We start from the raw sequence: 12,832 nt of genomic DNA on the forward strand, positions 1-12,832 counted from the left end.
GTTACTTCCCTTCTTCGTGCGCCGCTGCCGCGCCGTCGAGCACGACGACCGGCTTCACGACGCTCGCGGCCGCCGCGTCGCGCAGCGCCCGCTCGGTATCGGCGATGCCGTACTCCTCCACGATGGCACGCAGGCTTGCTGCACGCTCGTGAATGATGCGCTCGGCGGCCTCGAAGTCGGCGCGCACGTAGGCGTACGTGCCGCGCAGCGTGAGCTGGCCACGCACGATCGCGTTCATGTCGAGGGCGACCTCGGCGGCGAACATCGCGGGCACGGCGATGGCGCCGCCGCGGCGCACCCGTGGGAGCGCGCCGCGCAGGGCGACGCCCGCGCCCGAGGCGTCGAGCCAGGCGTCAAACGTGCGCCCCGGCTCATCGGCTCGCAGGCCGAGCGCGAGCGCCGCGGCCATGCGCGACTCGGCGCCGCTCGGTGGGCCGCTGATCGTGACGTCGGCGCCCGCCGCGAGCGCGGCGCACCCGGCGAGCAGGCCGACCGCGCCGGGGCCGCTCACGCAGAGTTCGCGGCCGGCCAGCGGCGAGAGCGCCGAGTTCTCGGGGTCGCGCGCGGCGACGGGGTCGAGCGCGTCGGCGAGCTGCCGCAGCGCCTGGTGCGCGACCGCCATCGGCTCGATGAGCGCGCCGAGGCGCGCGTCGAGCGACTGGTCGGCGAGCACGTGGAGCCGCGCCGCTGGGAACACAAACGTCTCGGCGAGCCCGCCGTCGAAGTGCATGCCCATGCAGTCGCGCTCGAGGCAGCGGTTCTCGTGGCCCGCGGCGCAGGCGTCGCAGTGATGGCAGCCGTCGATCGCGAGCGGCGCGACGCGGCGGCCCGCGAGCGCGGTGTCGACGCCCTCGCCGACCTCGACGACGCTGCCGACCACCTCGTGGCCGATCACGACGCGCTCGGGTACCCACTCGTATCCGGCATCGGCACGCACCGCGTGCACGTCGCTGCCGCAGAGCCCAACCGCCTCGGTGCGGATGCGCACCTCGCCCGGTCGCAGCGCGGGCTCGGCAACGCGTTCGACGACGAGGTCCCACGGCGTGCGCGAGCGCAGGCGGGCCGCGACGACGTCAGTTGCCAAAGTACGACTCCCGCACAACGTCGGAATCGAGCAGTTCGCGGGCCGTGCCGTCGAGGCGCGAGCGACCGCCCTCGATGATCGTGCCGCGGGCCGCGACCTCGAGCGCGTTCTGCACGTGCTGTTCGACGAGCAGCACCGACATGTCGGCGGTTGCGATCTCGTGCACGAGCGCGAACATCTGCTCGACGACGACGGGCGCGAGGCCGAGCGACATCTCGTCGATCATGAGCACCTTCGGCTTTGCCATGAGCCCGCGGCCGATCGCGACCATCTGCTGCTCACCGCCCGATAGCAGCCCGGCCTCCTGCTTGCGGCGCTCGAGCAGCCGCGGGAAGTGCGAGTACACCTCGTCGAGGCGGGCCTGGGTCTTGCCGTCGCTGCGGCTCGTGAACCCGCCGAGCAGTAGGTTGTCTTCGACCGTCATCGAGCCGAACAGCTTGCGCCCCTCGGGCACCTGCACGATGCCCATCTCGACGCGCCGCTTCGACGACGCCTTCGTGATGTCTTCGCCGTTGTACAGCACCTGGCCGCTCGACGCCGGCAGCAGGCCAGAGATGACCCGCAGCGTCGTCGTCTTGCCCGCGGCGTTCGGGCCGAGGAACGCCGTGATGCCGCTGTCGGGCAGCGTGAGCGAGACGTCTTCGATCGCCTGCGCGTCGCCGTAGTGCGCGCTGATGTTTCGTACCTCAAGCATTGCTCGAGCCCCCTCGCTCTTCGGCCTCGGAGATGATGTTGTTCGCGATGGTGTCGTCGGTGTGCTTCGAGCCGAGGTAGGCCTCGATGACGCGCGGGTCGGTGATGACATCGGTTGGGTCGCCCGACGCGAGCACTCGACCCTGGTTGAGCACGAGCATCTGGTCGGAGACCTCCATCACCGCGGCGACGATGTGCTCGATCATGAGAATCGCGATGCCGCGGTCGCGCACCCGCTGCACGAACGGGAGCACCTCGGTGACCTCGCGGCTGTTCAGCCCCGCGAGCACCTCGTCGAGCAGCAGCAGCTTCGGCTCGGTGCCGAGCGCCTTCGCGACCTCGACGCGCTTGCGCATGACGAGGTTGAGCGACTCGGTTGGCCGCTCGGCGATGTCGGCGATGCCGAGCTCGTCGAGCAGCTCCATCGCCTTCGCTCGGGCGACAGCCGGCCGGGGATGGTTCACGAGGATCGACACCATGACGTTCTCGATGACCGTCATGCCCGCGAACGGGCGCACGACCTGGAACGTGCGGCCGATGCCGCGCCGCGCCCGCGTGGGCAGGTCGGTCTTCGTGATGTCCTCGCCGTCGAACAAGATCGTGCCGGAGTCGGCCGGGAACAGCCCCGAGATGAGGTTGAAGAACGACGTCTTCCCCGCACCGTTCGGGCCGATGATGCCGATGATCTCGTTCGGCCCGACCTCGAGCGATACGTCGTCGACCGCCTGCACGCCGCCGAACCGCTTGCTGACGCCGCTCACCTGGAGCACTGCATCGTTCGTCATTGCTATTCACCGTCCTTCGCCGACGCGGTCGCCGACTCCCGCGACGAGGCGTCGGCCTCGTCGGTGTGGTTCGGCTTCGTGGCGCCTCGGCCCCACTTGCCGCGAAGTTTCTGCCAGCCGTCGACAAGGCCACCGGGCATGAGGCGCACGATGACGATGAGGGCGAGGCCGTAGATCATGAAGTTGAGGCCCTGCACGCCCGAGAACGACGTGCGCAGCCACTCGCCGAGCGGGGTCATGAGCAGCGCACCGACGATCGGGCCGACGACGGTGCCCATGCCACCGATGATGCCGTTCAGCGCGGGCTGCACCGAGTAGAGCGTCATCGAGAACTGCGTCTCGGGCTCGATCACGAAGAGGTAGAGCGCCGAGAAGGCGCCGAACGCGCCCGTGATCGCGGCCGAGATCGCGAGCGTGCCCACCTTGAGCCCGTTCGTGTGCACGCCGAGCGCGCGGATCGCCTCCTCGTCGGTCTTCATCGCGCGCAGGTGGTAGCCCGTGCGCGAGTTGTAGAGCCACACCGAGAAACCGACGGCGAGAATCACCATCGCGAGCACGATGTAGTAGTACGGCTCGCGGTTCTCGAACGAGATGAACGCGAAGCCCTGGTCGTACGGCGTCGTGATGCCGACCGAGCCGTTCGTGAGCGGCACCGCCCACACCGACAGCAGGCGCAGCACCTCGACGAACGCGAGCGACGCGAGCGTGAAGAACGGGCCGCGAAGGCGCAGCAGCGGAATCGCGAGCACCATCGAGGCGGCGGCCGCCGTCACCATGGCGGCGAGGATGCCGACCCACGGGTTGACGCCGAGGTTCACGTAGAGGATCGCGACGGTGTACGCACCGACGCCGAAGAAGGCGGCGTGGCCGAGTGAGAGCGTGCCGCCGATCGCCATGAGGTTCCAGGCGACCGTGACGCCGACGTAGATGAACGTGATGACGGCGATGTGCAGCACGTACTGGTCGCGCACGACGATCGGCAGCAGCAGCGCCACCAGGCCGAGTACGCCGAGGCCGAGATTCTTGCGGTTCGACATTATTTGAGCCCCACTTCTGCGTTTCGAGCCGACCCACCGAAGATGCCCTGCGGGCGCACGATCAGCGCGACGATGAAGACCGCGAACACTGCCACTTGCTGCAGCGCGGGGTCGATGTAGGTTCCCGTGAGCGTCTCGATGACGCCGAGGAAGAGGCCGCCGATGAGGGCGCCGGTCATGTTGCCGAGCCCGCCGAGCACGACCACAACAAAGGCCATGAGCGTGTAGTGGGCGCCGACGAGCGGATACGCGGCCTGGAACGGGATGATGAGCACGCCGGCGATGCCGGTGAGCGCGGCGCCGAGGCCCATCGCGATGAGGTAGTACCGCTTCACTGGAATCCCGAGCATGCGGGCCGTGTCGCGGTCTTCGGCGATGGCGCCGAGCGCCTTGCCAAGCATCGTGCGCTTCATCATCCAGAACAGCGCGGCGACGAGCAGGAGCGCCACGACGAACGCGATGAGACGGGCGTAGGTGGCGCTCACGCCCCCGATCGAGATCGACTGTTCGGCCCACCCGACCGAAACGGTGCGGAACTGGCCGCCGAACAGGAACAGCGCGAGGTTCTGGAGGAACACCGACAGGCCGAGCGTCACGAAGATCTTCATGTTCGCCGACGAGCCCTGCATTGGTTCGAGAATGAACTTCTGCAGCGCGACGCCCGACAGGAACATGAGCGGTGTGACGATAAAGAGCGACACGTACGGGTTGACGCTCCACGTGGTCGAGAGGAACCACGTGAGGTACATCGCGACCATCACGAGCTCACCGTGGGCGAAGTTCGCAATCTTCACGACGCCGAAGATGATGTTGAGGCCCGCCGCGATGAGCGCGTAGACGCCGCCGAGCAGGAGCCCGGCGACGAGGGCTTGAATGAGGAATGTCATTGTCTCGTCGACCTCACTGTCCGAACGGAGTGATGAACTGGGGCTGCGAGACGGCGACCTCGCTCGGGTACACGGTGACGAGCTCCTTGTTCTGCCACTGCATGACGTAGTCCTCGGCGCGCTCGTTCTGGTTGTTCTTGCCGAGCTTGTAGCCCCACGTGTTCACGCTCTGGCTGTTCGGCGCCTCGTAGCTCAGCGCCGCCTCGTGGAACACGTCGGGGTCGTCGTTGCCGCCCGTGAGCTCGAGAATGTCGAGCACGTACGCGGCGCCCGCGTAGTTGCCCTGCGGGTAGCCCGAGCTCGGGAACTTGTTGTACTTTTTCTCGTAGCGCTCGAGGAACGCCTCGAGTTCGGGGGCCGCCGCGGGATTGAGGCGCGGTTGCGGGAAGTCGCAGTCGTAGACGCCCTCGGCGGCGTCGCCGAGCGCATCCGAGAATTCCTGCAGCGTGTATCCGCCACCGATGCCGATGAACGCGCCGACCTTCACGCCGGCGTCGCGGATCTGCCGACCGAGCAGCACCGCGTCGGCCGCGTACGACACCGCGAGAATGACGTCGGGCTGCGCCTGCTTGATGCGGGCGACGGTCGACGAGAGGTCGGTCTGCTTCGCCGAGTACGCCTCGTGGTCGGCGAACTTCATGCCGAGCGCCTCGGCGTTCGCGTCGGCCGAGGCCGTCACCGACTGCCCGTAGTTCGAGTCCTCGTGCACCATCATCAGCTTGAGGTCGCCCGGAGCCTTGCCGAGCTTCGGCGCGAGCACCTCGGCGGTGAACTTCAGCGCCTGCTCGGTCTGCTTCGTCGAGGCGGGGTTGATGCGGTACACCCGCGGATACGCGCGGTCGGTAATGCCCGCGGCCACCGCGCCGAGCTCGACGTAGCTGTTGCCGGTGCGGGCGAACACCTCGCTCGCCGCGGTCGAGAGCGACGAGCTGTACGTGCCCATGCCGAGCTTGATGTTGTTGTTAAACACGAGGCGGCGGGCCTCGGAGGTGGCCGCGTTGACGTCGGGGGCGTCGGCGAGCACGACCTCGACGCGCTTGCCGGCGACGCCGCCGTTCGCATTGCGGTCTTCAACCGCCATCGCGACGCCCTCCCACGACGCCTGGCCGAGCAGGGCGTTCGTGCCCGACATCGGCATGAGCACGCCGAGTCGAATGACCTCGTCGGTCGTGCCCGGCGACGCGCAGGCCGCGAGCGACGTGCCCGCGGCGGCCGCCACGACGGCCGCACCGCCGAAGCGGAACAGGCTTCGCCGGTCGAGCTGTGCATGCAGTGGATTCATGTGAACTCCGTTGTTCGGAAAACGGTGGCCCGAGGGCCGAAACATGGTGGATGCGCGGCGCGCGGCTACGCGGCGGTCCAGCCGCCGTCGACGACGAGCAGCTGGCCCGTGACGTACGAGGCCGCGTCGGACGCGAGGAAGACGGCCGCGCCGGCGAGCTCCTCCGGGTCGCCGAAGCGCTGCATCGGAATGCGCGCGAGCATCTCGGCGTACCGCTTCTCGTCGGTGAACACCGCCTCGGTGAGCTCGGTGCGGAAGTACCCGGGCGCGATCGCGTTCACGCGAATGCCGCGGCCCGACCACTCCGTGCTCAGGCTGCGCACGACGCCGTAGACGCCCGACTTCGTGGCGCCATACGCGCTGATCTGCGGCATCGAGATGAGGCTCGTGAGCGAACCGATGAAGATGTGTGAGCCGGTGGCACCACGCTCGAGCTGCCGGCGGCCGAGCTCCTGGCTCAGCGCGAACGGCGCCGTGAGGTTGATGCGCAGCAGGCGATCCCACTCGGCCGGGTCGAACTCTTCGGCCGCCTGGCGGTGCTGCACGCCGGCGGCGTGCAGCACGATGTCGAGCGGCGCACCGAGCGCCTCCTCGGCGCGGTCGATGAGCGCGGCGGGATCGGCCGTGACGTCGGCGACGATGCCCTCGGCGCCGAGCTCGGCGGCCGTCTCGGTAACCGCGGCCCCGGTGCGGGCGACGATCGCGACCCGCGCGCCGGCGTCGACGAGCCCCTGGGCCATCGCCCTGCCGAGCCCGCGGCTGCCGCCGGTGACGAGGGCGGTCTTGCCCGAGAGCGAGAACCGGTCGTGAAGTGACATGGATGCGCCTTTCTAGTGCGTGCGGATCGCCGCGGCCTTGGTGCGGGTGTAGAACTCGAGGGCGACCTCGCCCTGTTCCTTGTAACCGGACCCCGAGTCCTTGAACCCGCCGAACGGGTGGTGGATGTCCCAGCCGGTCGTCGGCTGGTTCACCGAGACCTGGCCGGCGTCGGCACGGGCGACGAACTCCATCGCGTTCGCGAGGTTCTGGGTGAAGATCGCGGCCGAGAGGCCGTAGCTCGAGTCGTTGACGGCCTCGAGCGCCTCGTCGAACGTGTCGACCTCGAGCATCCCCACCACCGGGCCGAACACCTCGGTGCGCCAGATGTCGTGGTCGCGCGAGATGTCGAGCAGGGTCGGCGCGACGAAGGCGCCGGCCTCGGCCGCGCGGCCCGTGAGTTCGGCCTGTGCGACGACCGTGGCACCGGCCTCGACGGCGCGCTCGACGTGGCCGCGAATGTCGCGCTGCGCGCCCTCGTCGACGACGGGGCCCATGCCGACCTCGGGGTCGGTGCCGGGAGCGACGTGAATGCCGCGCACGTGCTCGGCGAGGCGACGGCGCACCTCGTCGGCGACCTCGCGCTGCACGACGAGGCGACTCGTCGCGGTGCAGCGCTGGCCGGCCTGGCCGAAGGCCCCGGCGGCGATCGTCGGAATCGCGAGGTCGAGGTCGGCGTCGGCGAGCACGACGGCGGCGTTCTTGCCACCCATCTCGGTCTGCACGCGAATGCCGCGGCCGGCGAGCTTGCGCTGCAGGCCGAGGCCGACCTCGGTCGAGCCGGTGAACGACACGGCGCGAATCGAGTCGTCGTCGAACAGGGTGTCGCCGAGGTCGCGGCCGCGACCCGTGACGGTGTTGAGCACGCCGGCCGGCAGACCCGCCTCGTGGAAGATCTCGGCGAGCTTGAGCAGGATGAGCGGGGTCGCCGACGCGGGCTTGATCACGACCGCGTTGCCCGAGATGAGCGCCGGGCCGAGCTTGCGCGCGGGCGTGAGCAGCGGGTCGTTCCACGGCGTGACGAGCACGACGACGCCGAGGGGCTCCTGCACTCGCACCGCGAACGTGTTCGGGCGCCCGTCGGCGAGCAGCCCGCCGAACTCGTCGCGCCCCATGCCGCCGTAGTACTCGAAGAACTCGGCGGTCTTGCCGACCTCGCCGGTCGCGTCGGCGAGCGTCTTGCCGAGCTCGGCGACGATCGTGTCGCGCAGTTCGTCGGCGCGCTCGCGAATGAGCGCTGCGGCGCGCAGCAGCACGGCGCCGCGGGTGAGGCCGTTCGCCCGACGCCACTCGGCGGCGCCCTTGCGCGCGGCTTCAAAAACGCCCGGCAGCTCGGCCGCGGTGAGCGCGGGAACGGTGCCGACGACCTCGCCGGCGGTCGCGGGGTCGGTGACCTCGATGACCTTGCCGTTCGCGGCATCGACGAACTCGCCGCCAATGAGGTTCTGCAGGTGTCCGATCGTCTTGGTTGTGGCCGTCATGGGGTGTGGCTCCTTCGTGTGGCTTAGCTGTGGGCGGTGGCGCGGAACGCGGCGTCGAGATCGCCGGTTTCGGCCGCGGCCACGAGCTCGCGCAGGCGCGGCTCGTCCATGGGTTCGGGGTTGGTGGGGCGCTGGTACTCGGCATTGCAGTAGCGCGCGATCTCGTCGACCTGGTCGGGCTCGATGCGCGCCTCGGCGAGCGTCGTCGGCAGGCCCATGCGGCGGGCGAGCTCCTGCGTCGCCGTCGCCGCGTCGCGGAGCGAGTCGCTCTCGCCGTTCGTGAGTGCGAGCGCGAGGCGCGCGGCGAGGCCAGGGGCAAGGTGCTGGTTGTACGCGATGCAGTACGGCAGCGCGAGGGCGCACGAGACCCCGTGCGGCATCGGCGTCGCGTGCGCGAACGAGTACGCGATCGAGTGCCCGACGACGACGCCCGCGTTGAGCGCCTGCCCGCCGAGGTGCGAGGCCCACTGCGTGCGGGCGAGCGCTTCCGCGTCGCCGCCGTACGCCGCCTCGAGGTTCGCGATGAGCAGCTCGATCGTGTGGAACGACGAGTGCGCCGAGAGCATCGAGGCCTTCGTCGACATGAGCGCCTCGACGGAGTGCGCGAGCGCATCCATGCCCGTCGCGGCGATGACCTGCTTCGGCAGGCTCGCGACGAGCTCAGGGTCGAGCACCGCGACCTCGGGCACGAACCGGCTGCACACCGACGCGCGCTTCGCGCCGTCGACCGTCACCATCGCAATGTTCGTCGCCTCGGAGCCGGTGCCGACGGTGGTCGGGATGAGCACGAGCGGTGCGAGCTCGACCTCGTCGGCGACGGGGCCGACCCAGTCGGCGGCGCCGCCGCCCTGGCGCAGCAGCAGCGCGATGAGCTTGGCCGAGTCGAGCACCGATCCGCCGCCGACGCCGATCACCGCGGTGGCCTTTGCCTCGCGGGCGGCGGTCGCGACCTCGTCGACGACCTCGGCCGTCGGCTCGGCGCCGAAGCCGCCGCGCACGACGACCTCGATGCCGCCGTCGCGCAGGGCCGCCTCGATCGGCTCGATGAGCCCGGCGTTCGCGACGGCGTCGTCGACCGCGAGCAGCACCGCGCCAGTGTCGTAGCTCGAGTGGCCGCGCAGGATCTCGGGGAGTCGGCGGGCGCTGCCCGTGCCGCCGATCACGGCGGCGGGGGCGAGGAAGATCGAGTCAGAGACCGGGTTGGGCCACCAGAGGGCGGACGTCATTGTCGCTTCTTTCTGTGCGTCGGGCGGGGCATCGCAGTGGGCGTCGCACCGCCCGGAATTCTGCAGTGGTGGACCCTGCTTTGGATCCAACAGTTCCCGATCGAACCACAGTTGCACGCAACCGTCAACCGAATTGGATCCGACTACCCCTCGTGCTGCTGCGCAATGACCGATTCGCCGAGAATGCGGGTGCGGCGGATGTGCAGGCGCAGCACCTCGCCGAGCGCCTCGGCGTCGGAGTGGTCGATGTAGTAGCAGATGAGCTCGTGGTCGGCGCGGGTCGCGAGGTGGTCGTCACCCGAGAATTGCGGCACCGTAACTCGGCGGTAGCGCTGCGTCTTGTTCCACAGCTGCACGACGCGGTCGTACAGCGATTCGCCCCGCACCCCGGCGAACGTCGCGAGATGAAACTCGCGGTCGCGGCGGGTGAACTCCTCAACGTGCTCGGGCTGGCCCGTCACCTCGGCCGTGCGGAGCGCGTGCTCGTGAATTTCGCGCCGGTGCTCGTCGGTCAACTTCGGCAGACTCGCGCGGATCGCGAAGGGTTCAAGTGCCTCGCGCAGCTGATACGTCTGACTGAAGTCCTCGGGGTCGACATCGCTCACCCAGGCGCCGGCGTGCGGGCGCAGCACGATGAGCTCCTCGGCCTCGAGCTGCCGGAGCGCGACGCGCACGGGCATGCGGCTCGTCGCGAATCGCTCGGCGAGCTCCTCCTGCCGGATGCGCGCCCCGGCGGCGAGCTCGCCCGTGAGGATCAGCTCGCGAAGCGCATCCGTGATGCCCTCGCTGCCCTGCCGCTCGGTGTCGTGCGCAGTGTCGCTCTGCTCGGTGTTGCCCATGCGCCGCATCCCTTCCCGAAGTGCCGCCAACCCGGCGATCCAATTTTGCCCGACGCGCGCCTGTGCGCATCCGTTGGCGCCCTCCCGAGCGAGTCGCGAGTCGGCCGGTTGGATCCAATTTAGCGTTTTCGGAGTACAGTCGCACGCGACACCATCCCCCGAATTGCACGAAGGAGTGCCAGTGACTGCATCCACCCACCACCTCGCCATCACCGGCGGCGCGAGCGGCATCGGCCTCGCCACCGCCGCGCGCTGGTTGCGAGACCCGAACCGCCGCGTCGTGCTGCTCGACCTGCGCCCCGACGCCCTCGAGCAGGCGGTCGCCGAGCTCGGCGACCGGGCCCGCGGCATCGTCACCGACGTCACCTCGCGCGAGAGCGTCGACGCCGCGTTCACCGACATCGCCGCTGCCGAGGGCACGCTGCACGGCCTCGTGAACTGCGCCGGCGTGTCGCGGCCCGTCGCAACCGCCGACATGACCGACGCCGACTGGGACTTCCTCATCGAGGTGCACCTCGGCGGCACGATGCGCGCCTCGCGGGCCGCGTATCCGCTGCTGCGCGAGAGTAACGGCGCGATCGTCAACCTCACCTCGGTCGCGAGTCGCGTCGGCATGCCGCAGCGCGCAAGCTACAACACCGTGAAGCACGGCATCGACGGCTTCACGAAGTCGATCGCGATCGAGTGGGCGCGCGACGGCATTCGCGCGAACTCGGTGGGCCCGGGCTACGTCGACACCCCGTTCAACCGCCGAATCGAGGCCGAGGGCAAGCTCAACTTCGATCTCGTGCGTGAGCGGATTCCCATGCGCCGGCTCGCCGACCCCGCCGAGATCGCGGGGCCGATCGTCTGGCTGCTCGGCGACGAGGCCGGCTACATCACGGGGCACAACCTCATGATCGACGCCGGCATGACCGTCGCCGGCGAGTGGTACCCGGAGGTGGACGCATGAGCCGCTTCGCCGACAAGACCGTCGTCATCACGGGCGCCGCGGGCGGCATCGGCGCCGCGCTCGCCGGCCGCCTGCGCGCCGAGGGCGCCCGCCTCGTGCTGCACGACCTCGCGGCCGAGGCGCTCGCCTCGCTCGACGAGTCGCTGCACGCCGGCGCCGACGTTCACCACGTCGCCGGCGACATCACCGACCCCGAAGTGCAGGCCGCGATCGTGCGCGCCGCCGAGGAACTCGGCGGGGTCGACGGGTTCGCGCCGGCCGCCGGCATCTACCTCGAGGCCCCGCTCGCCGAGCTCACGCTCGAGCAGTGGCGACAGACGCTCGCGATCAACCTCGACGCCGTCTTCGCACTCACGAGCCAGCTCCTCCCCGTACTCAATGACGACGCGGCGATCGTGACGTTCGCCTCGGTCGCCGGCGAGCGCGGCTCGAAGGGGCACGCGCACTACGCCGCCTCGAAGGGCGCGATCACCTCGTTCACCCGCACGCTCGCGCTCGAGCTCGGCCACCGCGGTATTCGCGCGAACACGGTCGCGCCCGGCATCATTCGCACCCGCATGACCGACGGCTCGGTGAGCAAGCACGGCGATGCCTGGGCCGCGCAAACACCGCTCGGGCGGCACGGCACCGCCGACGAAACGGCCGCCGCGGTCGCGTTCCTGCTCTCAAGCGACGCCTCGTTCATCACGGGCGTGCAGCTCGACGTCAACGGCGGGCTCTACATGTCGTGACCGGCGCGATGGTGGGTCGCGGGGCCCTGCTTCGCGAGCCCCGTGACGCAGGGCGCGGATGCAGGGGGCGCAGCCGAACGCCGGGGCCACACTTGCCCACCACATCCGGATCGGCCCACCGCATCCAGCTCGGGGCTTGGCGGCAGGGCTTGACCTTCTCGGCAGTTGCATGCAACTCTGTTCGTGTTGCATGCAACTGCCGGGCGAAAGTCGCCGGGTCAAGAGACCAAGCTGCGAGATGAGGCCAAGATGCGCGCTGGGCTAGCGGAGCTGCTCGAGCGCCCGCAGCGCGTCGGGCGCTCCGAACTCAGAGCGCCCCGCCGACTCCTGCCGCAGCAGCAGGTCGGCGGTGTTGAGGATGTGCTGCCGCATCGCGGCCCCGGCCGCCGGGCCGTCGCCCGCCACGATCGCGTCGACGATCGCCCGGTGATCTTCGGCGCACTCGACCGTCGAGCGCATGTTCGGCACCGTGCCGACGCCCGTCTTCAGCACGAGGTTCCGCTGCTCGGTAAGCACCTCGACCGCACGCCGGTTGCCCGCCACCTCGAGCAGCGCCGCGTGGAAGTCGCGGTCGCAGCGCAGCGTCGCGTCGGCATCGCCCGTCTCGGCGACCTCGACGAAGCGCGCGAAGGCCGCCGCGATCGCGTCGCGCTCATCCTGCGTCGCGCTCCTCGCCGCCCGCGCCGCGAGCGGCACCTCGAGCATGAGCCGCACCTCGAACCCCTCGACGAACGACTCGAGGCTCGTCGGCAGCACGCGGATGCCCCGGTTGCGCTCGACCGTCACGAGGCCGAGCCGCACGAGCTCCTGCGTCGCCTCACGGATGGGGGTGCGCGACATGCCGAAGCGTTCGCCGAGCTCGGTCGCCGAGTACCGCTCCCCCGCCTCAAGCTCCCCGAGCACGATCGCTCGCCGCAGCTGCTCGACGGCACGCTCGGTCATCGTCGGACCACGATCGGTCGTCGTCATCTGCTCGGCCTCACTCTCACCGCACTGTCACGAAGGAAGTAGTACCCATC

General features: G+C 70.0%; 13 protein-coding genes. 2 read left to right on the forward strand and 11 right to left on the reverse strand.

Features of this window, described 5'->3' with window-relative positions; translation table 11 throughout:
• Window position 1 precedes the first annotated feature (1 nt).
• The 10 genes from G328_RS14685 to G328_RS16495 all read right to left on the reverse strand — a co-directional run bounded on the left by G328_RS14685 (window position 2) and on the right by G328_RS16495 (window position 10,130).
• Window positions 2-1,084 carry an alcohol dehydrogenase catalytic domain-containing protein gene (locus G328_RS14685; RefSeq protein WP_019618693.1) on the reverse strand — a complete coding sequence of 361 codons (1,083 nt, stop codon included), beginning with the start codon at window positions 1,082-1,084 and terminating at the stop codon, window positions 2-4.
• Window positions 1,074-1,778: an ABC transporter ATP-binding protein gene (locus G328_RS0107325; protein ID WP_019618694.1), complete on the reverse strand. Its 705-nt coding sequence runs from the start codon at window positions 1,776-1,778 to the stop codon at window positions 1,074-1,076. The genes G328_RS14685 and G328_RS0107325 overlap by 11 nt, the downstream gene beginning before the upstream one ends.
• Window positions 1,771-2,562 carry an ABC transporter ATP-binding protein gene (locus G328_RS0107330; RefSeq protein ID WP_019618695.1) on the reverse strand — a complete coding sequence of 264 codons (792 nt, stop codon included), beginning with the start codon at window positions 2,560-2,562 and terminating at the stop codon, window positions 1,771-1,773. The genes G328_RS0107325 and G328_RS0107330 overlap by 8 nt, the downstream gene beginning before the upstream one ends.
• Before the next feature lie 2 nt (window positions 2,563-2,564).
• Entirely contained in the window at window positions 2,565-3,599 is a 1,035-nt protein-coding gene (locus G328_RS0107335; protein ID WP_019618696.1) for a branched-chain amino acid ABC transporter permease, read from the reverse strand.
• Entirely contained in the window at window positions 3,599-4,486 is an 888-nt protein-coding gene (locus G328_RS0107340) for a branched-chain amino acid ABC transporter permease (protein ID WP_019618697.1), read from the reverse strand. Before G328_RS0107340 ends, G328_RS0107335 begins: the two co-directional genes overlap by 1 nt.
• 13 nt (window positions 4,487-4,499) lie before the next feature.
• Entirely contained in the window at window positions 4,500-5,768 is a 1,269-nt protein-coding gene (locus G328_RS0107345; protein ID WP_019618698.1) for an ABC transporter substrate-binding protein, read from the reverse strand.
• A 65-nt stretch (window positions 5,769-5,833) separates the two neighbouring features.
• Window positions 5,834-6,586: an SDR family oxidoreductase gene (locus tag G328_RS0107350; RefSeq protein ID WP_019618699.1), complete on the reverse strand. Its 753-nt coding sequence runs from the start codon at window positions 6,584-6,586 to the stop codon at window positions 5,834-5,836.
• 12 nt (window positions 6,587-6,598) lie between these two features.
• Window positions 6,599-8,065: an aldehyde dehydrogenase family protein gene (locus G328_RS0107355; RefSeq protein ID WP_019618700.1), complete on the reverse strand. Its 1,467-nt coding sequence runs from the start codon at window positions 8,063-8,065 to the stop codon at window positions 6,599-6,601.
• A 23-nt stretch (window positions 8,066-8,088) separates the two neighbouring features.
• The gene (locus G328_RS14690; protein WP_019618701.1) at window positions 8,089-9,291 is read right to left on the reverse strand and encodes an iron-containing alcohol dehydrogenase family protein; all 1,203 of its coding nucleotides are present in this window, start codon (window positions 9,289-9,291) and stop codon (window positions 8,089-8,091) included.
• A gap of 143 nt (window positions 9,292-9,434) precedes the next feature.
• On the reverse strand, window positions 9,435-10,130 hold the full coding sequence (locus tag G328_RS16495; protein WP_019618702.1) for a GntR family transcriptional regulator: 696 nt from the start codon (window positions 10,128-10,130) through the stop codon (window positions 9,435-9,437).
• 181 nt (window positions 10,131-10,311) lie between these two features.
• Between G328_RS16495 and G328_RS0107370 the strand changes: the two genes are divergently transcribed.
• Window positions 10,312-11,082: an SDR family NAD(P)-dependent oxidoreductase gene (locus tag G328_RS0107370; RefSeq protein ID WP_019618703.1), complete on the forward strand. Its 771-nt coding sequence runs from the start codon at window positions 10,312-10,314 to the stop codon at window positions 11,080-11,082.
• Window positions 11,079-11,813 carry an SDR family NAD(P)-dependent oxidoreductase gene (locus G328_RS0107375; RefSeq protein WP_019618704.1) on the forward strand — a complete coding sequence of 245 codons (735 nt, stop codon included), beginning with the start codon at window positions 11,079-11,081 and terminating at the stop codon, window positions 11,811-11,813. The genes G328_RS0107370 and G328_RS0107375 overlap by 4 nt, the downstream gene beginning before the upstream one ends.
• 261 nt (window positions 11,814-12,074) lie before the next feature.
• On the opposite strand, the gene G328_RS0107380 is transcribed toward G328_RS0107375, so the two are convergent.
• Entirely contained in the window at window positions 12,075-12,782 is a 708-nt protein-coding gene (locus G328_RS0107380; RefSeq protein WP_019618705.1) for a GntR family transcriptional regulator, read from the reverse strand.
• Window positions 12,783-12,832 lie beyond the last annotated feature (50 nt).

The sequence above is a fragment of the [Zimmermannella] faecalis ATCC 13722 genome (genome assembly GCF_000381765.1).
GTDB lineage: Bacteria > Actinomycetota > Actinomycetes > Actinomycetales > Microbacteriaceae > Gulosibacter > Gulosibacter faecalis.